This window comes from Blautia caecimuris, assembly GCF_024622975.1.
Classification (GTDB): Bacteria; Bacillota; Clostridia; order Lachnospirales; family Lachnospiraceae; genus Blautia_A; species Blautia_A caecimuris.
Genome location: NZ_JANJZT010000003.1, coordinates 95307 through 119371, shown reverse-complemented (window position 1 = coordinate 119371; position 24065 = coordinate 95307). Strand labels below are relative to the sequence as shown.

Annotated in this window: 18 protein-coding genes; 16 read left to right on the top strand and 2 right to left on the bottom strand. The window is 43.0% G+C overall.

The window, feature by feature from the left end; genetic code table 11:
* Nucleotides 1–42: 42 nt before the first annotated feature.
* Nucleotides 43–426, bottom strand: coding sequence for a BlaI/MecI/CopY family transcriptional regulator (locus NSA57_RS03150; protein WP_178709067.1), 384 nt, complete (start codon nucleotides 424–426; stop codon nucleotides 43–45).
* A 258-nt stretch (nucleotides 427–684) separates the two neighbouring features.
* On the opposite strand from NSA57_RS03150, the gene NSA57_RS03145 reads away from it, so the two are divergent.
* Nucleotides 685–3117, top strand: a complete 2433-nt coding sequence (locus NSA57_RS03145; RefSeq protein ID WP_257463993.1) for an InlB B-repeat-containing protein — start codon at nucleotides 685–687, stop codon at nucleotides 3115–3117.
* 83 nt (nucleotides 3118–3200) lie between these two features.
* On the opposite strand, the gene rpsT is transcribed toward NSA57_RS03145, so the two are convergent.
* The gene (rpsT, locus tag NSA57_RS03140; RefSeq protein WP_138270776.1) at nucleotides 3201–3479 is read right to left on the bottom strand and encodes a 30S ribosomal protein S20; all 279 of its coding nucleotides are present in this window, start codon (nucleotides 3477–3479) and stop codon (nucleotides 3201–3203) included.
* 283 nt (nucleotides 3480–3762) lie between these two features.
* Here rpsT and gpr point away from each other — a divergent pair, with 283 nt between their 5' ends.
* The 15 genes from gpr to NSA57_RS03065 all read left to right on the top strand — a co-directional run bounded on the left by gpr (nucleotide 3763) and on the right by NSA57_RS03065 (nucleotide 24063).
* Nucleotides 3763–4671, top strand: coding sequence for a GPR endopeptidase (gene gpr / locus NSA57_RS03135; RefSeq protein ID WP_257463992.1), 909 nt, complete (start codon nucleotides 3763–3765; stop codon nucleotides 4669–4671).
* A gap of 165 nt (nucleotides 4672–4836) precedes the next feature.
* Nucleotides 4837–6138, top strand: coding sequence for a stage II sporulation protein P (locus NSA57_RS03130; RefSeq protein ID WP_257463991.1), 1302 nt, complete (start codon nucleotides 4837–4839; stop codon nucleotides 6136–6138).
* Nucleotides 6139–6634: 496 nt separating this feature from the next.
* Nucleotides 6635–8443, top strand: a complete 1809-nt coding sequence (gene lepA / locus NSA57_RS03125) for a translation elongation factor 4 (protein WP_147598410.1) — start codon at nucleotides 6635–6637, stop codon at nucleotides 8441–8443.
* Nucleotides 8444–8565: 122 nt separating this feature from the next.
* Nucleotides 8566–8922: a hypothetical protein gene (locus NSA57_RS03120; RefSeq protein ID WP_257463989.1), complete on the top strand. Its 357-nt coding sequence runs from the start codon at nucleotides 8566–8568 to the stop codon at nucleotides 8920–8922.
* On the top strand, nucleotides 8912–10147 hold the full coding sequence (gene hemW, locus NSA57_RS03115) for a radical SAM family heme chaperone HemW (protein WP_257463988.1): 1236 nt from the start codon (nucleotides 8912–8914) through the stop codon (nucleotides 10145–10147). The genes NSA57_RS03120 and hemW overlap by 11 nt, the downstream gene beginning before the upstream one ends.
* Before the next feature lie 64 nt (nucleotides 10148–10211).
* Entirely contained in the window at nucleotides 10212–13055 is a 2844-nt protein-coding gene (gene uvrA / locus NSA57_RS03110) for an excinuclease ABC subunit UvrA (RefSeq protein WP_147598407.1), read from the top strand.
* Nucleotides 13056–13136: 81 nt separating this feature from the next.
* Nucleotides 13137–14126 (top strand): rod shape-determining protein, encoded by a 990-nt coding sequence (gene mreB / locus NSA57_RS03105; protein ID WP_257463986.1) that lies wholly within the window; start codon nucleotides 13137–13139, stop codon nucleotides 14124–14126.
* Between the two features lies 1 nt (nucleotide 14127).
* Entirely contained in the window at nucleotides 14128–16359 is a 2232-nt protein-coding gene (gene recD2 / locus NSA57_RS03100) for an SF1B family DNA helicase RecD2 (RefSeq protein WP_257463985.1), read from the top strand.
* Nucleotides 16360–16391: 32 nt separating this feature from the next.
* Entirely contained in the window at nucleotides 16392–17099 is a 708-nt protein-coding gene (locus NSA57_RS03095) for a ComF family protein (protein WP_257463984.1), read from the top strand.
* Nucleotides 17100–17244: 145 nt separating this feature from the next.
* A complete protein-coding gene (locus NSA57_RS03090) occupies nucleotides 17245–17679 on the top strand; it encodes a hypothetical protein (RefSeq protein WP_257463983.1) in 435 nt (144 codons plus the stop codon).
* Complete coding sequence (locus tag NSA57_RS03085; RefSeq protein ID WP_257463982.1) at nucleotides 17676–18785, top strand: hypothetical protein; 1110 nt, start codon at nucleotides 17676–17678, stop codon at nucleotides 18783–18785. The genes NSA57_RS03090 and NSA57_RS03085 overlap by 4 nt, the downstream gene beginning before the upstream one ends.
* A 51-nt stretch (nucleotides 18786–18836) precedes the next feature.
* A complete protein-coding gene (cdaA, locus tag NSA57_RS03080; protein WP_257463981.1) occupies nucleotides 18837–19724 on the top strand; it encodes a diadenylate cyclase CdaA in 888 nt (295 codons plus the stop codon).
* On the top strand, nucleotides 19702–20982 hold the full coding sequence (locus tag NSA57_RS03075) for a CdaR family protein (RefSeq protein WP_257463980.1): 1281 nt from the start codon (nucleotides 19702–19704) through the stop codon (nucleotides 20980–20982). The genes cdaA and NSA57_RS03075 overlap by 23 nt, the downstream gene beginning before the upstream one ends.
* A 15-nt stretch (nucleotides 20983–20997) precedes the next feature.
* Entirely contained in the window at nucleotides 20998–21261 is a 264-nt protein-coding gene (locus NSA57_RS03070; RefSeq protein WP_022067741.1) for an HPr family phosphocarrier protein, read from the top strand.
* A 45-nt stretch (nucleotides 21262–21306) separates the two neighbouring features.
* The gene (locus NSA57_RS03065; protein WP_257463979.1) at nucleotides 21307–24063 is read left to right on the top strand and encodes a L,D-transpeptidase family protein; all 2757 of its coding nucleotides are present in this window, start codon (nucleotides 21307–21309) and stop codon (nucleotides 24061–24063) included.
* The last annotated feature ends 2 nt before the right edge of the window (nucleotides 24064–24065 follow it).

Genomic DNA, 24065 nt, shown 5'->3' with positions numbered 1-24065 from the left:
ATAAGATTGCAGATCAGAAAGCGGATACCAAAATTCTGCAAATTAATTTCCCCCTTCCGGAAAACGATCGTTCAAAAGCTGACGAAGAGATTCCAGTTCTTCCCCGGAAACTGGTTCCGTGTCCAGAAAAGAGGAGAACATGGCAGAAAGCTTTCCATTATAATACCGGTCCAGAAAACTGGAATTTTTCTGGCGGAGGTAATCCTCTTCAGAAAAAACAGGAGAGTAGACAAACATCCGGCTGCGTTTTTCATAGGAAAGAACACCCTTTGTCACAAGCCGCTTCAGCATGGTCTGGACAGTTTTTGGGCTCCAGTCCGTAGTCCGGCAAAGTATGTCAGTTACCTGGTTGGTACTGATGGGGGCATGTTTCCAGATGATTTTCATTACCTCGTATTCTGCTTCAGAAATCTGGGGAAGTTTCATGACAGTCTCCTTTCGGGATGGATAGAATGGAATCTTACATATGTAAGATTATTATAGCCCGGGCGAGGGCGGGTGTCAAATACATAAAAAGGTATTTTCATAGGCAGTTACTGAAATGAATACGGTAATGTTGATGAAAAATGGCAAGGAATTGAGATGAAATATTGCACAGGGACAGAGAGGAAAATATATTGCGGTATATAGAAAAAAGAGATATATTATAAGAAAGAAAAAGGAGAGGAAAGAAAAGGAGTGCGTATGATGAAAAGAAAGGGAACAGAAAAGGCATTGCGTGTAGTATTTGTATGTGTGCTAATATTAATCAGTGCATTTATTTTTGGACAGGATACATCTGTTCAGGCGGCTGCACAGCAATTGCGGATTATTTATGGTGATGTGAATTATGATGGGAAAATCAATAATACAGATAGTATTATAGTGAATCGCCATATTGCTGCTGAAAAATCCAAAGAAATTTACCAAAAACATCCAGACTGGATTTTGAAAGGGAAATTTTATACTGCTGCAGACATAGATAAAAATAATAAAATAGATATTACGGATCTTTTAATGATTCAGAGACATATTGCGTGGTATAAAGGAAGCAGAGTTTCCAAAATTGTAACAGTAACATTAATGAGTGATGAGAGATGCTATGACTGTTTTCCGATTATTTATGATGTAAACAGAGGTGCATATTATCCATATTTACCTTCGATATATAAAACCGGTTATACATTTCAAGGATGGTATACTAAAAAAACAGGAGGCGAGAGGGGGTTTTCATATTCTCCTATAAAAAAGGCAGAAAATCATACTCTTTATTCTAAATGGTCAATTAATAGTTATAAAGTATCGTTTGATACAAACGGAGGAAGTTCCATTAATACAACAAAATCAGTGCCTTATGGTAAGTATTATGGGACTCTGCCAACCCCTGTGAGAACTGGTTATAAATTTGGGGGATGGTATACCCAAAAAAATGGAGGAACAAAAGTTTCTTCCACAACAAGAATGGAAGCACAGAATGTTTTGCTTTATGCCCATTGGAATCCTATAGTACCAGGTAAGCCGTCACTCTCTGGAATTAAAGCAAATTCTTATAATAAAATTACCATTACCTGGAGAGCAGCATCAAATGCTACACATTATGGTATTTTTTATAAAACATCTGGAGAATCATGGAAACAGATTGCGACTCTTGGAAGTACAGATAGGAGTTATACCCATATTTCCTCTAAACGTTTTCCCATTAAACTTGGAAAAAAATATGTATATACAGTTCGTGCATATAACAGTTTTTCGAAAAAATGGGGAAATTATGATAAGATAGGCATATCTTCCAGAACGTCTCCGACAGCAGTTAAGTTGAAAAGTGCCAGACTGGATGCAAAGAAAAGTACAGTAACCATAAGTTGGAACAAAGCTTATGGCGGGGATACTTATTATGTTTATCGAAAGACAAGTTCCAATGCTGCATGGAAGAGAATTGCAACTTTAAGATCAAACGTTTTGTCATATACAGATAAAAAACCAGTAAAAGGAACAACTAATATTTATACAGTAAGAATGTACAGCAGTAAAGAAAAGATCGCAGGTGGATATGACAAGAAAGGAGTATCGGCTACAGTATCTATATATCCGGGAAAAGTACAGTTGGCGCAGATATCGTCTAACAATAATAATGTGAAGATTGTGTGGAAAAAAGTATCAAATGCAACACATTATAAAATATACTATAAGGTTCCAGGTGGGAAATGGAAGGGCATTGCACAGGTAGGACCTGCGACGACTTCATTTACTCATAAGGGCTTAACAGCTGGAAAGAAATATTATTACGTTGTAAGGGCGTACAATAGTCGTTTTAATACGTATGGTGCCTATGATTCTGGCGGATGGGGAATTACGGTAAGAGGCAGTAATAATGGAGTTTCTTTTCGAAGTTTACTGGGAAAAGTTTATGAATATAAAAATACAAAATTTAAATATGGTATAGCGTTCGGTAAAAATCATAAAGCATATCTTGGAGTATGGAACAGGAGTGGAACAAGCTCGTCTTATGAGGATTTCTTTTTTGAGATTAAAGAAGGAAAATCCAGTTATAGATTAAAAGGAGCTCGAAGTGGTTATTATTATCGTGTAAATCTTATTCCAGGAAAGAATTATGTTAAGGTGAAAATATCCTGCGAAGTATCTTCATATAATCATTTTAATATCAATACAACGTTTAATTACACAAAGAATGATTATTTGCTGCAATATACTGGTTCACAGATAGAAAATTCATCTGGAAATGCAACCAAAGCATTTGAAAATTTTATGAAAAAAAATTATAAGGGGTATTATTATGCGATTGTAAATGCTGGGTATAATAAGGAAACAATCCTTATTGTGACTACAGCTTTTCGTGGAAATTCGCATTATAAGCCGTCAGATAATGTGGGATATCCAATTTATGTATACAGATATAAAAATGGAATAGTTCAATTGGCTGTGAAAGACCAGCTTACACAAAGTATTTCCGCAGGCCCTTGGTATTACTATAAGAATAAGTTATACACTTTGGCGCGTCGAGGCGGATATTATCGTTTGGATATTTTTGCAAGTGGATATGAACGAAAATTTGTTAATAGTTACAGTAGTACGATTTTTGCAGACAAAAATATTGTAAAGTTGAAAAAATGCAACTAAAAAAGAAAAAAAGACAGTCACATGACGGTTGTGACTGTCTTTTTTAATTATAAGCTTATAATTAAAAATAAAAGGCGTTTTTATTAGCCGATGTTGTTTACGGCTTTTGTTAAACGGGAAACTTTTCTTGCACAGTTGTTTTTGTGGTAAACACCCTTGGATGTAGCTTTGCTGATTGTAGCAATTGCCTCGTTAAGTGCAACCTGTGCAGCAGCCTTGTCGTTATTCTGAACTGCAGCTTCTACCTTTTTGATGGAAGTTTTAACAGCAGAACGGATAGACTTATTTCTCGCAGCTTTAGTTCTGTTTACTAAGATTCTTTTCTTTGCAGATTTAATGTTAGCCAATGTGGACACCTCCATTTCGAGTTTTTTTGATTGATTGCTACAGGAACAGACACGGGCGCTCCTGTAAACATGCTTATTTATTTTAGTATACATATTCTGGAATGTCAATACATAATTCTCATAAAAATGTAAATCTTATAGAAAAGGAGCTATCAACTGCTTTATGCGCAGTATAACACTGGAATTTATTTCAGATGTCCCGGGAAAATGAGCGCATTAATTGTATGAAATCGGACAGGATTGCATGTATAGCAGGGAAAAGACACTGGCAATATCATTTACAGGCATGGAGGGAAAAATGTCAGGAAGCAGCAGAATCAGAACCGACCTGGCTCTTGAAGCAACGGAGAGCTTTGCACAAAGCAATACAGAGCTTCGGGGAGTAGAAGTAAAGGAACAATATGATGAAGAAAGAGACATCCGCACTACGGTTGTTAAAATAACAACAGAAAACGGGGCAAAGGCTATGGGAAGGCCTCAGGGAAATTATATTACCATAGAAGCGCCAAATCTTTCGGCCTCGGACGAGGATTATCACAGAGAAATTTCAGAAGAGATCGCCCGTCATCTGAGAAAGCTTGTCAATCTGAAGCGAGAGACATCAGTTCTTGTGGTAGGCCTGGGAAATCAGGCAATTACAGCAGATGCCCTGGGTCCTCATGTGGTGGATAATCTCAGAATGACCCGCCATATTATCAGAGAATACGGACTTAAAAGCACAGAAAAGGAAATTCTGCACCGGGTCAGTGGTCTTGCGCCGGGCGTTATGGCTCAGACAGGAATGGAAACTTCAGAAATTGTAATGGGTGTAGTGGCAGAAACAAAGCCGGATCTTGTGATTGCGGTAGATGCCCTGGCAGCCCGCAGTATCCGAAGGCTGAACCGGACAGTCCAGATCACGGATACGGGGATTCATCCAGGTTCCGGGGTGGGAAATCACAGGATCGGACTTACTGAAGAATATCTTCAGGTAAAAGTAATTGGAATCGGGGTTCCCACAGTAGTAGATGCGGCAACGATTGTCCATGATTCTATGGAACATCTTCTGGATGCACTGGAGGAACAGGAGCAGAAAGAGTTCCTGGAGGAAATGATTGCGCCAAATCTTTACAGTATGTTTGTGACACCGAAGGATGTGGATGAAACTGTAAAATATTTAAGCTTTACCATATCAGAGGGGCTGAATATGGCTTTTTCAGGCGTCTGATGGGAAAATCAAAAAATAGATTTCTGCATAGATAAAGCTTATTGCTGCTGTCGCAGAGAATCAGAATATATGACCGGGAAATACTTTGACAGCAGCATATTTCCGGAAATACAGGGGTATAATCATATCATTTTTGTCATAGGATTCTTTGAAAGAGGTGATTCTATGACGAAGCTCCAGAAAGTAACCTGCATTATTTTGAGCGTTTTCTTTTTTGCGGTTCTGCTTTTGGTTCCGGGACCGTTTTTTTTGCGGGGAAATGTGTACAGGCAGCTGCCGCTTTACTGCTTTCTGGAGGAAGAAGCAACAAGTGTTCCTCAGAGAGAAGATCCGGAAACCTATGAAAAACTTGTGGAAAGTAATGCAAAATATCTGGCTGATATGATGAAGGCGGAAAATCTTCAGTCGGGCAGTGATGATATGCGGGAAAATCAGGAAACGGCTGCTGAAAAAGAAAAAAACAGACCGGAAGCACACCTGTCAGAAAATGAAAAACTGGAAGAAAAAACAGAAGAATCGGACAGGCACTTGCAGGAACAGCAGGTGACCGGAGAAAAGAAAAGCTCTGAGACAGAGGCGATTCCCACATCAAAACCGGAAGTCAGCCCGGTATCAGGTCCCACTGCCAGTCCGGCAGTCAGTTCAGCAGCCTCTGCACAGCCTGCCCTGGCGCAGATTCAGCCTGCACCGGTTATTGATCTGGCTCCGGAGATCCTGGCAGATTATGATTATCTGCTGAATAATTTTTTTATTGTAGACGAGGATACTGCCACCAGCGCAGAGCAGCTGGATGCAGCAGAATTTCTGGCAAATGATCTTACGGTAAAGAAGGATCCGCGGACGCCTCAGATTCTTATTTATCACAGCCATACACAGGAAACTTTTGCAGATTCCAGAGAAGGCGTGGTGGAGGATTCTATTGTGGGAGTGGGAAACTATCTGGCGAAAATTCTTACAGAAACCTATGGCTATCAGGTACTTCACGTAACAGAAGAATTTGATCTGGCAGGAGGCGTGCTGGACAGGAATAAAGCCTATGATTACGCCCGGCCTTATATAGAACAGATTCTGAAAGAAAATCCTTCTATAGAAGTAGTAATAGATCTTCACAGGGACGGTGTGGCGGAGGATCGTCGGCTGGTAACAGAGATCAACGGCAAACCTACAGCTCAGATTATGTTTTTTAACGGACTCAGTTATACAGCCTCAGGCGGACCGGTGGATTACCTGCCCAATCCATACATACAGGATAATCTTGCTTTTTCTTTTCAGATGGAATACCAGGCCGCGCAGTATTATCCGGATTTTTACAGAGGAATCTATCTGTCCGGACTGAGATATAATCTGCATCTGAGAAAAAGAGCAGTTCTTCTGGAAGCGGGGGCGCAGACAAATACAGTGCAGGAGGTAAAAAATGCAATGGAACCTTTTGCAGATATTCTGAACAGAGTCCTGACAGGGGAGTGAAAAATCTTGCTTACATTATACAGAATGAAAACTCTTAAAGGCAATAGAGGATATATGCAGGAGCAGCTTCTGTTTATTTATATTATAAGGATTTATGCGTTATATGGAACTGTAAATGAGACAATACAGAATTTTGCACAATAAAATCCACAGTATGCGGACATAAACAAATTTTAAACTTTATTTGTATATCCTGTAAAGGCAAAACAGAGAAGATTTTGTGTGCTTTTTTAATCTGTTCATTTACAGAGATGGTATTTACTTTTGCCGGCTGGGATTTAAAAATGCATTTAAGTTTTGTCGAAGGAAAAAAGAAAATAGGTCTTGAAAATATGAACGTATGTTTGTATAATGAAAGCAGGAAAATAAATAGCATGTAGGACTGCGAAAGGCCTTGGAAAGCAGGGCTGATAACTGGACTTGATGAGGGCGGATATGCTATAATGGGGCACGATATAACGAAAATACACTGAGATAAGAGGAGGAACGCTGCGGAATGACAGATCAGAGCAAGATTCGTAATTTCTGCATTATTGCACATATAGACCATGGCAAGTCCACACTTGCCGACCGTATTATTGAGAAGACCGGACTTCTGACACAGAGAGAAATGCAGGCGCAGATCCTGGACAATATGGATCTGGAAAGAGAAAGAGGGATTACTATTAAATCTCAGGCAGTCCGGATTGTTTATAAAGCAAAGGACGGAGAAGAATATATTTTTAACCTGATCGATACGCCGGGACATGTGGATTTTAACTATGAGGTTTCCAGAAGCCTTGCGGCCTGTGACGGAGCCATCCTTGTGGTAGATGCTGCTCAGGGAATTGAAGCTCAGACACTGGCAAATGTCTATCTGGCTCTTGAACATAATCTGGATGTGCTTCCGGTGATCAATAAGATCGATCTTCCAAGCGCGGAACCGGACCGCGTGATCAGTGAGATCGAGGATGTGATCGGACTGGAGGCAGAGGACGCGCCAAGGATCTCTGCAAAAACAGGACTGAATATTGAGGATGTACTGGAACAGATCGTGGAGAAAATCCCGGCGCCGGAAGGGAATCCGGATGCCCCGTTAAAAGCCCTGATCTTTGATTCTATTTATGACTCCTATAAAGGTGTTATTGTATTCTGCAGGCTGATGGACGGATGTATCAGAAAAGGCACAGAAGTAAAAATGATGGCAACAGGTTTTTCAACAGAGGTTGTGGAGGTTGGATATTTTGGAGCCGGCCGTTTTATTCCATGTGATGAGCTGTCTGCTGGAATGGTAGGTTACTTTACAGCAAGCATCAAAAACGTCAGTGATACCCGCGTAGGCGATACGGTTACAGAAGTGACCAGACCGTGTGCGGAGGCGCTTCCCGGATATAAGAAGGTTCAGCCTATGGTTTACTGCGGCCTTTATCCGGCAGACGGAGCCAAGTACGGGGATCTGAGAGACGCTCTGGAAAAGCTTCAGTTAAACGATGCGTCTCTTTTCTACGAGCCGGAGACTTCTGTGGCGCTGGGCTTCGGTTTTCGCTGTGGATTTCTGGGGCTGCTTCATCTGGAGATCATTCAGGAGAGACTGGAGAGAGAATATAACCTTGATCTTGTCACTACCGCTCCAGGCGTTATTTATAAGGTCTATAAAACAAACGGAGAGGTAATCGAACTTACCAATCCGTCCAATCTTCCGGATCCCTCAGAAATTGAGTATATGGAAGAGCCTATGGTAAATGCTGAGATCATGGTAACGACGGAATTTATCGGCGCGATCATGGATCTTTGTCAGGAACGCCGGGGACAGTATATTGGCATGGATTATATGGAGGAAACCCGTGCGCTTCTGAAATATAAGCTGCCTCTGAATGAGATCATTTATGACTTCTTTGACGCTCTGAAATCCAGATCCAGAGGATATGCATCTCTTGATTATGATCTCTGCGGTTATGAGCGCAGCGAGCTTGTGAAGCTGGATATTCTTGTAAATAAGGAAGAGGTAGACGCCCTTTCCTTTATTGTTCATGCGGAAACTGCCTATGAAAGAGGACGTAAAATGTGCGAGAAGCTGAAAGAGGAAATTCCCAGACAGCTTTTTGAAATTCCAATCCAGGCAGCAATCGGAAGCAAGATCATTGCCAGAGAGACAGTTAAGGCCATGCGTAAAGACGTGCTTGCCAAATGTTATGGCGGCGATATCAGCCGTAAGAAAAAGCTTCTGGAAAAACAGAAAGAGGGAAAGAAGCGCATGCGTCAGGTAGGAAATGTGGAAATTCCTCAGAAAGCCTTTATGAGTGTCCTGAAGCTGGATGAGAAATAAGGAATTCTGTGAAGGTCAGAAACAGTACTAATAGGTGACTGTACGCAGAAGGCTGTAAAGGTCAGGAACAGTAAGGAAAATAGCCTGAACAGGCCTGAGCCTGTCAGAATTGGAGATAGGAAATGAAAAAAAATGCAGCAAGAAAGCTGGTTGTTGTTTCTGTGCTTCTGCTCTGTGTGTTTATGGCAGGATGCGGCTGCGGCAAAAAGAAAAAGGATCCGGTCACCCAGCAGGTTCTGAAGATCAGTATCACACCTGAGCCGTCGCCTGCGCCTGAACCGGATAAAATGGATCAGAAGGCAGTAGTCAAAAACGGAAATATTACCATGGTAAATGAATATCTGGTCAACGGGAACAAGACAGACGATAAAGAAACCGACAGCAGAACAGGTGAGAACTCCGAAAATGCAGAAAGTCCGGAACCGGAAACCGATAACGGCAGCGACACAGGAGATCAGGAGGACATTATTGAAGAATAAAGGGAAAAAACCTCTGGAACTTTATCTTCACATTCCTTTTTGTGTGAAGAAATGTGATTACTGTGATTTCCTTTCCGGTCCGTCCGGCACAGAGACCAGGAAAGCATATACAGAGGCTCTTATTAGAGAAATTCAGGCGCTTCCGGAACACCTGGACAGAGAAGTTGTTTCTGTGTTTACAGGAGGAGGAACGCCGTCTCTTCTGGATGCTTCGGACATGGAACGGATCATGGCGGCTCTCCGAGACAGATTTGAATTTTCTGAGAATGCAGAGATCACCATAGAGGCCAATCCCGGTACTCTTTCTTCTGATAAGTTGGAAATATATCGGGCGGCCGGTATCAACCGTCTCAGTCTGGGACTTCAGTCAGCGGATAACAGGGAGCTTCAGCTTCTTGGAAGGATTCATACGTATGAAGAATTTCTGGAAAGCTATGAGCTGGCAAGAGCTGCCGGATTTGACAATATTAATATTGATCTGATGTCAGCAATTCCGGAACAGACCTGTGAAAAATGGATACATAATCTGAAAACTGCAGCAGAACTGAAGCCGGAGCATATATCCGCCTACAGCCTGATCGTGGAAGATGGGACGCCTTTTGCCCGGAGAGAACTGAAGCTTCCCGGTGAGGATGAGGAATATCAGATGTATGAAGATACGGCAGATATTTTGAAGAGATATGGATTTGAACAGTATGAAATATCTAATTATGCAAAGAATGGATATGAGTGCAGACATAATATAGGTTACTGGAAAAGAACAGAGTATCTTGGACTTGGACTGGGATCAGCCTCTCTTGTAGATGAAGAACTATGGAAATGCCTTTGTGGAGAGGAAACCAGCGGAAGCTCTGAAAGAGAAGGTATGGACGGAACAGAATACTGCAGCCCGGAACAGAGGGAATACCGGTTCTGTAATACCCGGAATCTGCAGGAATATCTGGAGAGCAGCAGGAATCCCCGGATAATCCGCCGGGATGTTGCTGCTTTGTCAGAAAGGGAACAGCAGGAAGAGTTTATGTTTCTTGGACTTCGGATGACAAAAGGCATTTCTGTTCAGGAGTTTAGGGGACGTTTCGGAAAAGAAATTGAAGAAATTTACGGAAAAGTTCTGAAAAAATATGAAGCCATGGGATTTCTGGAGGAAAGCGGTGGATTCTGGCGTTTTACGCGAAAGGGAATACATGTAAGCAATCACATTCTGTCAGATTTTCTTCAGGACTGAAGGGCTGAAACCAAAAGCAGGATACAGAATCCAGGTATATACAGGATAGAAATTGGAGGAACAAATGGCTGAACATACAACAGGCAAAAAGTTTATCAGAATCCGCGGGGCAAATGTAAATAATCTGAAAAACCTCAGCGTGGATATTCCGAGAGATGAATTTGTGGTTCTGACAGGCGTCAGTGGATCCGGAAAATCTTCTCTGGCTTTTGATACCATTTATGCAGAAGGACAGAGACGTTACATGGAATCTCTTTCTTCCTATGCAAGACAGTTTCTGGGACAGATGGAAAAACCGGATGTGGAAATGATTGAAGGGCTTCCTCCGGCAATTTCCATTGACCAGAAATCCACCAACCGAAATCCCCGTTCCACAGTGGGAACCGTGACGGAAATTTATGACTATCTTCGTCTTCTGTATGCAAGAATAGGAATTCCTCATTGTCCCAAGTGCGGAAAAGAGATAAAAAAACAGACCGTGGATCAGATGGTGGATCATATCATGTCTCTGCCTGAGCGGACAAAGCTTCAGCTTCTGGCTCCTGTGGTCAGAGGGCGGAAGGGAACCCATGTCAAGCTTCTGGAACAGGCAAAAAGAAGCGGATTTGTCCGTGTTCAGATTGACGGAAGCCTGTATGAACTGTCAGAAGAGATTAAGCTGGACAAAAATATCAAACATAATATTGAAATTATCGTAGACCGTCTTGTGGTAAAACCGGGAATCGAAAAAAGACTGGCAGATTCCATTGAAACTGTTCTGGATCTTGCAGAGGGACTTCTCATGGTAGATACCATGGACGGAAATGTTCTGACCTTCAGCCAGAGCTTTTCCTGCCCTGACTGTCAGATCAGCATTGATGAGATCGAGCCAAGAAGTTTCTCTTTTAACAATCCTTTTGGAGCCTGTCCGGATTGTTACGGCCTTGGATACAAAATGGAATTTGATGAGGATCTGATGATTCCGGATAAATCACTGAGCATTTCACAGGGAGCTATCGCTGTAATGGGATGGCAGTCCTGTACGGATAAGGGAAGCTTTACAAGAGCCATTCTGGATGCTCTTGCAAAGGAATATAATTTCAGTCTGGATACACCTTTTCAGGATTATCCCCAGAAAATAAAAGATGTGCTGATCCATGGAACAGAAGGCAGGTCTGTCAAGGTTTATTATAAGGGTCAGAGAGGAGAAGGCGTTTATGATGTGGCGTTTCCGGGACTGATCAAAAATGTGGAGCAGAGATACCGGGAGACCGGTTCCGATGCCATGAAGCAGGAATATGAAACTTTTATGCGCATCACCCCATGCAAAACCTGTAAGGGACAGCGTTTGAAAAAAGAAGCTCTGGCTGTTACTGTTGGCAATAAGAATATTTATGAGCTGACAGCTCTTTCCATAGAGAATCTGAAGAAGTTTCTGGCTGAACTGAAGCTGACAGAACAGCAGGAACTGATCGGAAGGCAGATTCTGAAGGAGGTCCGGGCAAGAGTGGGATTCCTGGCAGAGGTAGGACTTGACTACCTTTCTCTGGGACGGGCTACAGCAACTCTTTCCGGAGGGGAAGCGCAGAGAATCCGTCTGGCAACGCAGATCGGTTCCGGTCTTGTAGGCGTGGCCTATATTCTGGATGAGCCAAGTATCGGACTTCATCAGAGAGATAACGACAAGCTTCTGAAAGCGCTGATGCGTCTGAGAGATCTGGGAAACAGTCTGATTGTGGTAGAGCACGATGAGGATACCATGCGGGCTGCAGACTGTGTTGTGGATATTGGTCCCGGAGCCGGGGAACATGGTGGAAAACTTGTGGCAATGGGAACTGCAGAAGATCTGATGAAAAATGAAAATTCCATAACAGGTGCTTATTTAAGCGGAAAATGCAGAATCCCGATACCGGAAGAGCGGAAGAAGCCAACGGGATGGCTGAAGATCAGAGGAGCTTCGGAGAACAATCTGAAACAGGTAAATGTGGATATTCCTCTTGGGATTCTGACCTGTGTCACCGGTGTCAGCGGATCGGGAAAAAGCTCTCTGATCAACGAGGTGCTTTATAAAACTCTGGCGAGAGACCTGAACAGAGCCCGTATCATTCCGGGAAAACATAAGGAAATACTGGGACTGGAAGAGCTTGACAAGGTGATCAGTATTGACCAGTCGCCGATAGGAAGAACTCCCAGATCCAATCCCGCAACTTATACAGGTGTTTTTGATCAGATCCGGGACCTTTTTGCGTCTACGGCAGACGCCAAGGCAAGAGGGTATAAAAAGGGACGCTTCAGCTTTAATGTAAAGGGCGGAAGATGTGAAGCCTGCAGCGGAGACGGAATCATCAAGATTGAGATGCACTTTTTATCAGACGTTTATGTGCCCTGTGAGGTCTGCAAAGGCAAACGATACAATCGTGAAACCCTGGAAGTTAAGTATAAGGACAAAAATATTTATGATGTGCTGAATATGACAGTGGAAGAAGCACTGGGATTTTTTGAAAATATCCCGTCTATCCGCAGGAAGATCCAGACCTTATATGATGTGGGACTTTCCTATATCCGTCTTGGTCAGCCCTCCACAGAGCTTTCCGGAGGAGAGGCGCAGAGAATCAAGCTGGCAACGGAACTCAGCAGAAGAAGCACAGGAAAAACCATCTATATTCTGGACGAGCCTACAACCGGTCTTCATTTCGCGGATGTGCATAAACTGGTAGATATTTTGAAACGTCTGGCAGACGGTGGAAATACAGTAGTAGTGATCGAGCATAATCTTGATGTGATCAAAACAGCAGATTATATTATTGACATGGGACCTGAGGGCGGCGATCGGGGCGGCACAGTGATCGCAAAGGGAACGCCCGAAGAAATTGTAAAAATACCGGAATCCTATACGGGACAGTACGTGGCCAGATATCTGAAGCAGTAAACAGAGAACTGCCGGAGAGGTAAAGAATTCTCCGGTACAAAATTACGTCAGTGACAGAGTTTGGTCAGAAAGGAGGGCATTATGCCTGCAAGTGATATCGGAATCGATCTGGGCACCAGAAACTGTCTGGTGTATTCTACGGCAAAGGGACTTGTTCTTCAGGAACCTTCTGTAGTTGTTTATGATAAAAATACAGAAAAGATCAGAGCCATAGGGGAAGAGGCCCGTCAGATGGCAGGCCATGTGACCTCTAATATGGAAGTGATCCGCCCTATACGTCAGGGAGTGATCGCTGACTTTAATGTTACAGAAAAAATGTTGAAATATTTTATAACAAAGGCAATGGGAAACAGGGTTTTCCGTAAGCCCCGGATCAGTATCTGCGTTCCAAGCGGGATTACGGAGATTGAGAGAAAAGCTGTTGAGGAAGTTACTTATCAGGCCGGGGCCAGAGAAGTTTTTCTGGTAGACGAGCCGATAGCCGGAGCCATAGGCTCCGGTGTGGATGTAACCAAGCCTTTTGGAAATCTGATCGTAGACATAGGCGGAGGAACCACGGATGTGGCAGTGATCTCTCTGGGAGGCGTGGTGGTTTCTGCATCTGTTAAGATGGCAGGAGATGCCTTTGACCAGGCGATCATGAATTATGTGCGGAAAAGTCACAGCCTTTTTATCGGAGAAGATATGGCAGAGGAAATAAAAATTAAAATAGGAACAGCGATTGAAGAGTCCAGCCCTCATGTCATGGAGATAAAAGGCAGAAACATAATGACAGGACTTCCAAAGACTGTTAAGCTGACCTCTGAAGAAGTGCGGGCTGCCTTAAAGGACGCTACCGGACAGATTGTGGAAACCGTGCATGGGGTTCTTGAAAAAACTCCGCCGGAGCTGGCAGCGGATATTGTTGACCGCGGGATTGTTCTGACAGGAGGCGGCGCGCTTCTTCGGGGAATGGATACGCTGATCGAGAGGAAAACAGGAGTCAGCACACTGACCGTGCAGAATGCAATGAGCGTAGTTGCTGTAGGAACCGGAAAATATGCTGAAGTAAGAGCAAGAATGGAAGAGTAAGATGAGTGAAAGCGTAACAGGATATATTGACCATATTATATTCAGAAATGAAGACAACGGATATACGGTTCTTGTTCTGAAAGGAACAGAAGGCGACGATGAGGAGCTGACCTGTGTGGGAACTTTTCCTGTGATCAGTCAGGGAGCCACCATTGAGGCTTCCGGAAATTTTATCAATCATCATATTTATGGAAAACAGTTTCAGATCACCTCTTTTACAGAAAAAATGCCTGAGGATGCCATGGCAATGGAGCGCTACCTTGGCTCCGGGGCTATTAAGGGGATCGGAGCGGCTCTGGCTGCCAGGATCGTCCGCAGGTTTGGGGCAGATACTCTTAGGATCGTGGAAGAAGAGCCCGAGCGTCTGGCTGAGATCAAGGGAATCAGTGAAAAAAAGGCCCGCGAGATCGCTGCTCAGATGGAAGAAAAGGCAGATATGCGAAAAGCAATGATGTTTTTGCAGAAATATGGGATCTCCCTGAATCTGGGGGCAAAAATCTATCAGAAATACGGAGATTCTGTTTACAGTGTTCTTCAGGAAAATCCTTACCGCCTTGCAGATGACATCAGTGGCGTGGGTTTTAAAATCGCGGATGAAATTGCAGGGCGCATAGGCATTCATACAGATTCAGATTACAGGATCAAAAGCGGAATGATGTATACTCTTTTACAGGCAACAGGAGAAGGTCATGTGTATCTTCCGAAAGAAGAGCTGTTCCAGAGATCCTCTGAGCTTCTTGGAGTGGACGTTTCCTATATGGAAAAGCATCTTATGGATCTTTCCATGGAGCGAAAGGTGATTCAGAAAGAAGAAGGGGAAACGGTACTGGTTTATCCCAGTCGTTTTTATTACCTGGAGCTTAATACCGCCAGAATGTTAAGAGAGCTGAATATTGACTGTCCTGAGGATGAAGCTTTTGTGCAGCGCAGGATTGCCCAGATTGAAAAGGAAACAGGTACAACACTGGATGAAATGCAGAAAAAAGCAGTGACCGAGGCTGCCGGCCACGGTCTTTTTATTTTAACCGGAGGACCGGGAACCGGAAAAACGACAACCATTAATGCAATTATCCGTTTTTTTGAAGGAGAAGGCAGTGAACTGCGTCTGGCAGCGCCTACAGGAAGGGCTGCAAAGCGGATGACAGAGGCCACAGGCTATGAAGCTCAGACCATACACCGGCTTTTGGAATTAAACGGAATGCCGGAAGAGGAAAGACAGGGACAGGCAGTTCATTTTGAACGAAATGCGGAAAATCCTCTTGAAGCAGATGTGATCATCATAGATGAGATGTCTATGGTTGATATTCAGCTGATGCATTCCCTTCTTCTGGCAGTAACCGCAGGAACACGGCTGATTCTTGTAGGAGATGAAAACCAGCTTCCAAGTGTGGGTCCGGGAAATGTTTTAAGAGACATTATCCGAAGCGGAGAATTTCCGGTGGTAGAGCTGAAAAAGATCTTCCGGCAGGCTTCAGAGAGTGACATTGTTGTCAATGCCCATAAGATCAACCGGGGAGAACAGGTGACTCTCAGTAATAAAAGCAGCGATTTCTTTTTCCTGAAGAGACAGGATGCAGACATTATCATTCGAGTGGTGATCGCCCTGATCCAGGAGAAGCTTCCCAGATATGTTGAGGCAAAGCCTTTTGATATTCAGGTTCTCACGCCCATGCGAAAGGGGTTGCTTGGTGTGGAAAGGCTGAACCAGATCCTGCAGCGTTATCTGAATCCTCCGGAACCATCCAAAAAAGAAAAAGAATATGGTCAGGGTCTGTTCCGGGAAGGCGACAAAGTCATGCAGATCCGGAACAACTATCAGCTTGAATGGGAGATCCGCGGAAGGTACGGGATTCCTGTAGATAAGGGCGTGGGTGTCTTTAACGGTGACACGGGGATCCTGAAAACGATCAATGAATTTTCGGAAACAGCGGAAGTGGAGTTCGAGGACGGACGCTGTGCGGAATATTCTTTTAAGCAGCTGGAAGAACTGGAGCTTGCCTATGCAGTGACCATACATAAATCCCAGGGTTCTGAGTATCCGGCAGTGGTGATTCCTCTTCTGTCCGGACCAAGGATGCTTTTAAACAGAAATCTGCTGTATACGGCTGTCACAAGAGCGCGCCGGTGCGTGACCATTGTAGGCAGCGAAGAAACTTTCCGGGAAATGATAAAAAACGAAAAGCAGCAGAGACGCTACAGCTCTCTTGATATCAGATTAAAAGAGGAGCTGTAGATACCTTTTTCATCGGGGAGAAAGGACTGTTTTTGAATAAATATGTAAATATGTTTCTGAATATCCTTTATCCCAGGCACTGCCCTGTGTGTCACAGAATACTGAAAAATCAGAAAACGCTGATCTGTCCGGAGTGTGAAACTGTATTTTGCAGGATCGGAGAGGATTATTGTCTGAAATGCGGAAAGCCTGTAAAAAAGCAGGAAGAATACTGCAGGGAATGCTCGGCGCTTTGCCGCAGCTTTGATCAGGGAAGATCTGTTTTTATTTATAATGGAAAGCTCAGGCAGTCGCTTGTGAGATACAAATATTATGGCTGCAGGGAATACGGGGATTATTATGCGGATGCAGTCTGTAAATACACAGGAAAAGACATTATGAGATGGAAGCCGGATGTGATCGTACCAGTTCCCCTTACAGGCCGGAAGCAGCGTATGAGAGGTTTTAATCAGTCTGCATATCTGGCTGACAGAGTGGGAGAACAGCTTCAGATCCCTGTGGCTTATGGACTGGTAAAAAAGACCCGCAATACAAAATCCCAGAAAAAGCTGAATGCAGCTCAGAGAAAGCAAAATCTTGCAGATGCTTTCCGCGCAGAGGAAAATATCCGGGGACTTACCGTACTGGTGATTGATGATGTATATACAACAGGAAGTACTGTGGATGCCATGGCTCAGTGCCTGAAGGGAGCCGGCGCCGAACAGGTGTATTTTATTACGCTGTGCGCAGGACAGCAGTAGAAAAACCATAAAAACACTTTTCATGGATAATGATATATGTTACAATTAAATTACTGTGAATATTTGTGTCCTTTTACAGAAAATACAGGAGACGGATATGTCCGACGGTTTATTCAGAAACAGATTGCTTATTGAGGAGTAGATCATGATCAACGAAGAAAAGGTTAAAATAATGACCAAAATTGCTATGTATGAGCAGGGAAAAGGCAGAAGATACCTTCCGGTCAGCAAGTATTATAGAAGCGATTACATCGGACTGGCTCTGATTAAGAACTTTTTTCTTGTTACTATCGGGTATGCGCTGGCAATTGCTGCAGTAGCCGCATATTTTGGGGAATATCTGATGGAAAATATTCATAAGATGAATCTTGTTTCCATGGGTATTTACATAATTGTGGGATATGCTGTTGTTCTTGTAGTATATTCTGTTCTTACTTATATTCAGTATTCTGTGCGGTATTACAAAGCTAAAAAGAGTGTGCGGGAGTATTACAGCCAGCTTACTGAACTCAGCAAGATTTATGTGCGCGAAGAGAAAAAAGCAGCAGGCAGAGGAACTGCAGGAGGGTATCGGAAATGACAGCTTTACTGGAATTTAAACAGAAAATAAAAGGATTATATGCAAAATATGAAATGTATCTGCAGCCATTGATGAAGTTTGTTCTGGCTCTGGTATATTTCATATGGATCAATTCCAATATGGGATATATGACAGCTCTGGATAATATGTTTGTGGTGCTGATACTTGCGCTGATCTGTTCTATTCTGCCATCCGGAATGACCATATTTGCAGGTTTTGCCATGATGGTAGGCCACAGCTATGCGCTGGGAATCGATGTTGCGGGATTTATGCTTGTCCTCATTCTTTTTATGATGATCGTATTTCTCAGATTCAGTACAGAGCAGAATATTGTTGTGGTATTTACACCTCTTGCCTGTGCATTTGACCTTCCGGTACTTCTGCCTGTTGGATGCGGTCTTTTAAGCAGTGCGCTTTCTGCACTTCCGGCAGCAGGCGGTGTGATCCTCTATTATTTTGTAAGATTTCTTGGAAGTCAGTCTCAGATGCTGCAGAATCCGGATGCCGAGATTCTGGACAGGATCACGCTTCTTTCTGATGGACTTATGAAAAACGGGGAGATGTGGCTGACGCTTGTTGCGTTTGTGGCTGTGATTCTGGTTGTAAATCTGATCAGAACAAGAATGTTTGACCATGCATGGCGGACTGCTATTGTAGCAGGCGGAGTAATCTACGTAGTGATTATGCTGATCGGAAGCATTTTTATGGAAATTTCCATTTCCGTGGTGCCAATGATCATCTTTTCGGTTGTGTCTGTCCTCATTGGTCTTGTCCTTGAATTTTTTGTATACGGAGGAGACTATACACGTACAGAAAGACTTGAATATGAGGACGATGAGTATTATTATTATGTAAAAGCAGTTCCCAAGGCACTTGTTGCAACTTCTGAACGCAGCATTAAAAAGATCAATGCCGAGCCGCCAAGGGAAGATAAAAATCGGAATGAACGTGTGGTAAAATATAATGAACCACTGTTCCATGGACAGGAACCGCAGAAGCAGGCAGAGAACAGCCGCTTTCATCGGGAAGAACAGATGCTCAGAAAGCCCTCTGTGGATAACATTGATTTTGAAAAGAAACTGGAGGAATCCCTGAAGGATTTATAACAGAAATATGATTTTGTAACCTGAGGAAGCATAAGAAAGAGAGGAGCAGTTATGCAGAACATCATAAGTGTATTGAACAGATATCTGTCGCATATCAATATGCCTTCTGTCAATATCATTGATGTAATAGAAATTCTGTTGATTTCTGTATTTGTATATCAGTTTATGGTATGGATCAAGTATACCCGTGCCTATACTCTTTTGAAAGGACTTCTGATTATCAGCGCTTTTCTGCTTGTGGCGTACATTTTTAAGATGAATACGATTCTGTGGATCGTGTCCAAGCTTTCCAGTGTGCTTATTATGGCAGTGATCGTTATTTTCCAGCCGGAGCTGCGTAAGATTGTGGAGCAGCTGGGCCAGAAGAGGATCATGTCAGCCATTATTCCTTTTGATGTGGGAAAGGAAGTAAAAGAGCGTTTTACAGATAAGACGATCAATGAGCTTGTAAAAGCCTGCTTTGATATGGGGGAGGTTAAGACCGGGGCCCTGATCGTTATTGAACAGAAAAACCGCCTGGATGAATATATCCGCACAGGAATCAATGTGGATGCAGTTCTTTCCAGTCAGCTTCTAATCAATATATTTGAGCATAATACTCCTCTTCATGACGGAGCAGTTGTTATGAGAGGGAATCGTATTGTTGCAGCTACCTGTTACCTGCCGCTGTCAGATAATATGGAGCTGAGCAAGCAGCTGGGAACCCGGCATCGGGCCGGCGTGGGAATCAGCGAGGTTTCTGATTCGGTGACAATCATAGTCTCAGAGGAAACCGGTCAGATTTCCGTGGCTCAGGAAGGAAAGCTTGAGAGAAATGTTTCATCTGCCAAACTGAGAGAAATTCTTGAAAAAGCGCAGAATAAAACAATTGTGGATAATAACAAACTGAGACAGCTTTTAAAGGGGAGGTCAAAGAATGAAGGAAAAACTGACAAATAATCTCTCTCTGAAAATTCTTTCTCTGCTTGTTGCTATTCTGGTATGGCTTCTTGCTATTAACATAGACAACCCGATTGTGAAAAAAACTTTTATTGTAACAGATGTTCAGCTTCTGAATGAGGCCTACATTGATGCAGACGGCAAAATGTGTATGCGAAACGAGGAACAGGAGCCCATCCGTGTAACAATAAAGGCTCAGAGAAAGGTTCTGGATGATCTGACGTCAGCGGATATCCGTGCAGCGGCTGATCTGCAGCAGGCGGTGAGTCTGGATACAAATCCTGTTATGGTACCCATTACTGCCACAGTGGATAATATTGCTCCGGGCAATATCCAGGTGACACCTCAGAATCTCAGTCTTCATATAGAGGATAAGGAAACTAAGGAGTTTGTTGTTACTGTGACAACCAAAGATACAAAGCCTGAAAGAGGGTATGAAATTGGAAATTTAGTATCCAGTCCTGAGAAAATCAGGATTACAGGACCAACATCTCTGATCAATAAAATAGATAAAGTAACAGCCTCTGTTGATGTCAGTGGCGCATCTTCCGATGTGACCAGAGAGACAGATGTTACAGTCATTGACAAAAACGGCGAGCAGTTCAGCAGCCAGGATATGTCATATCTTAATGTGTCAAAGGTTTATGTGACTGCCCGTTTATGGAAAGTGCGTACAGATGTAAAAATCAGCGCAGAATGCTCCGGAACGCCGGCAGATGGTTATCAGGTGGAAAGTGTTACCACTACGCCTAATGTGATTAGTGTGTCGGGAAGCGATGAGGCGTTACATGCTCTTGCTGAGCAGAATAACACAGTATGGATTCCAGCAGAGGCTATTGATATATCCGGCAGGGATAAGGACTGTGAAGAAAAAATAAATATATCTGATTATCTTCCGGAGGGACTGAAACTGACCAGTGATTCCAGTGAAGATGTATTTGTTCATGTAAATATTCTTCCGGAGGGAAGTACTGTATGCGAGGTTCCTACAAAAAATATTAAAGTGGAAAACGTGCCGGATGGAATGCAGGTGGCATTTGATGCGGCACAGGTAGAACTTCGTGTAAAGAAAACAAAAGAGGACCTGGGAGATCTGAAGGAAAAAAATATTAAAGCCTCCATTGATCTGAAAGATAAAAAAGAAGGAACTTACGAGGTGGTTGTTGATATCGAGATTCCCGAGGGATATGAACTTGTGGATGAGGTAAAAACACAAATTGAGGTTTCCAGGATTTCCAAGGCAGAAGAAAACAGTTAAACAGGAGAAGGGAATATGGTCAGTCAGAAAATTACAATCAATAATCCTTCTGGGCTTCATTTGCGGCCTGCAGGGAATTTGTGTAATGAGGCGATCAAGTATCAGTCATTGATTACCTTTACGTACGAGGGGGGAACAGCCAATGCAAAGAGTGTGCTCAGCGTATTGGGGGCCTGCGTAAAATGCGGGGATGAAATTGAGCTTGTCTGCAAAGGGGCAGACGAGGAGGAGGCAATGAAAGCTATGGTCAAAGCTATCAGCAGCGGCCTTGGTGAATAAATAATAACATGAGGAATGAAGAAGAATAAGCAAGGAGGAAGTACGTTGAAAAAACGAGTGGTGGCAATTCTTTTGAGCCTGACAATGTGTTCGTCTATGGTAACAGAGGCCGGTGCGGCGGCAATGCTGGATTCGGCAGTGGAATCATATTCTGAAAACAGTTTTTCAGATTCTGAATCAGATGTTACTGTGGAAGAAGAGCCAATGGTGGACGGTGAAACAGAGACGCCGGAAGATACTGATGGTGGTAATATTTCAATTGAAGATCCTGAGGGAGAGATGCAGCAGCCCTCTGACGAACCTTCTGACAATACAGGCAGCAATGATGTGACAGACAATACAGAACCGGAAGTGGGATTTGCAGATGATCTTTTCAGTTCAGGTGACAATATGACTGAGTCGGAACAGAAAACTCAGACTGTACCGGAAATGGAAAATACAACTGCAGAGCCTGCAGCAGCTTTTGAGACAGAGGATGCAGAAAAGCATACAGCCACTCTGCTTTATACACGTTGGAAGCTGGAAGAGGGAAATAAGTGGATGCTTCAGAAGCTTCCAAAGACAAGGGATACTGTAGTTGGTAACGAAAACGCAGAAGTTTTAGACGGAACAGCTGCAGATGAAGGTACTGTATCGGAGATGCTTCCGGATATACAGACAGAAAGTCAGTCTGCTTCTGCTGAAACTGATGATGAACCGGTGACTACATCAGAAGAAGTTACAGACACAACAGAAGCAGTAAACCTTGAAGGTGATATGCAGGGAGATACAGAACAGCTGGAAACAATTCCGGAAGTTATCCCTGATGTTAATACTGTTCCGGAAACAGAAGATAATATATCGCAAGAGAATGTATCTGTTGATGTACAGGATGCAAAAGAATCAGTGGAGTATTACAGGAACACACTGGTTGAAATTACAACAGTAGACAGCCGGGGACAGGTTCTTCAAAAAGGAACATACTATTTTAACGAAAATGGGTGTATGCTTACAGGAAAAAGAGTTGTAAATCCTGGCACAGAGGGATTTCCTTACGATTCCCCGGCTGAGTACTTCTTTCAGTACAGCTCCAGTGCCAAGGTGACAAATCCTGATACAGAGGCAGGAGATACACCGACTCCTTTTAATTCCAACATGGGACAGATGCAGAAGAATACTGGATACATGTGGGATGCAGGTGCTTTTCATAAATACGGAGAGGATGGAAGAGCAGAAGAAATTGCACCTAATATGATATACAAGATTGGTGGTCAGTTTTATTATCTTTTGGAAGATGGCAAACCATATATTGGTGTAGTAGAAGCTTCCTATAATGGAAGAAAAGGACTGTATGCATTCAGAAAGAGTGAGCCAGGCGAAAAGGTTCCTGGAAAAATGGTATTCAATCGTTGGGCAAGTATGAAAACCAGCAAGGGAGACAAATGGCTTTTCTTTGGATCCAACGGTCTTAATCAAAAAAAAGGAGCAGGTGTATATAAATTGCTTGCGCCTTCCAAGAATACAGAATATCTGATTGATTCTTACGGATATCTTGCCAAAGACAAAGTGATTAAAGCTGCTAATGGTTCCTACTATATGGCAAATAAATATGGCTGGGTATACAAAGACAGCGTTGTTAAATGGAATAATGCCAGATATTATTTTGGTAAAGACGGAAAACGTGTAGAATGGACTAAACGGTGGATTCGTGTACACGGAAACAAGAAAGGACGTTATTATTATATCGGAAGTATTCCCGGTCGTATTCAGGAAATGAAGGGAATCCAGAATGTTACCATGAATGGTAAACATGTTGGATGGTTTTTGTTTGACTCAAATGGTGAAAATGTTCAGAGCCAATGGTCAGGTGACAGATATTTTCTTGGTGATGGACGTATGGCAAGCGGACCCGTGACGGTAGGTGATTATAAGTACTTTTTTGAACGCAGTTCATCAACGCAGTGTCGTGGAAAAAAATATAAGAGCCAATGGATCAAGTATAATAATAAGTTTTATTATGCAACAAAAGAGGGCAGATTATATGGAGCCGGATGGAAAACAATCAATGGTAATAGATACTATTTTGAAGACTGGACAGCAGTTACCAATGTTGTAAAGAAAGATCCGGATACAAAGCTGTATGGATATTTGGATAGTCGCGGAAAGTTTACAACAGAGTGGATTGCACATAATAACTCAAAAAATAATGCAAGATATGTGAATCCACAGACTGGTGCAGTATATAAAAATATGACCAAAACTATTGACGGGGTGAACTATCGTTTTGACAAGTATGGAAACCGTGTCAATGACAGAACAAGTGAATTCAAACGCAGTAACTATTATCTGGAGTGTGATCGTGTAAATGGAGTTATGACTATTTATACAGACAGCAGTAAAAAAACTCCGATTAAAACAATCCGTGTATCCGTTGGTCTTCCGGAAACTCCTACAAAGGTTGGAACATTTAAGATTACCAGAGCGGATCGCTGGCAGCTGCTTATGGGACCGTCCTGGGGACAGTATGGATCTCATGTAGTAAATGGAATTTATATTCATTCAGTAGCAAGCGGTCAGCCGAACGGAAATAACCTTCCGGCAGGAGAATATCTGAAACTTGGAAACCCGGCTTCTCACGGATGCATCCGCTGCTGTGTGGCAGATGCCAAATGGATTTGGGAAAACTGCAATGGTTCTACAATTCGTGTATTTGACGGGAAGTACAAATCAGATGAATGCTTTAAGGGACCTCTGGGAAGAAATCCGCTGACACCATTAAGAGGAAGCGGAACCTTTGATCCTACAGATCCAAACTATAACTAATC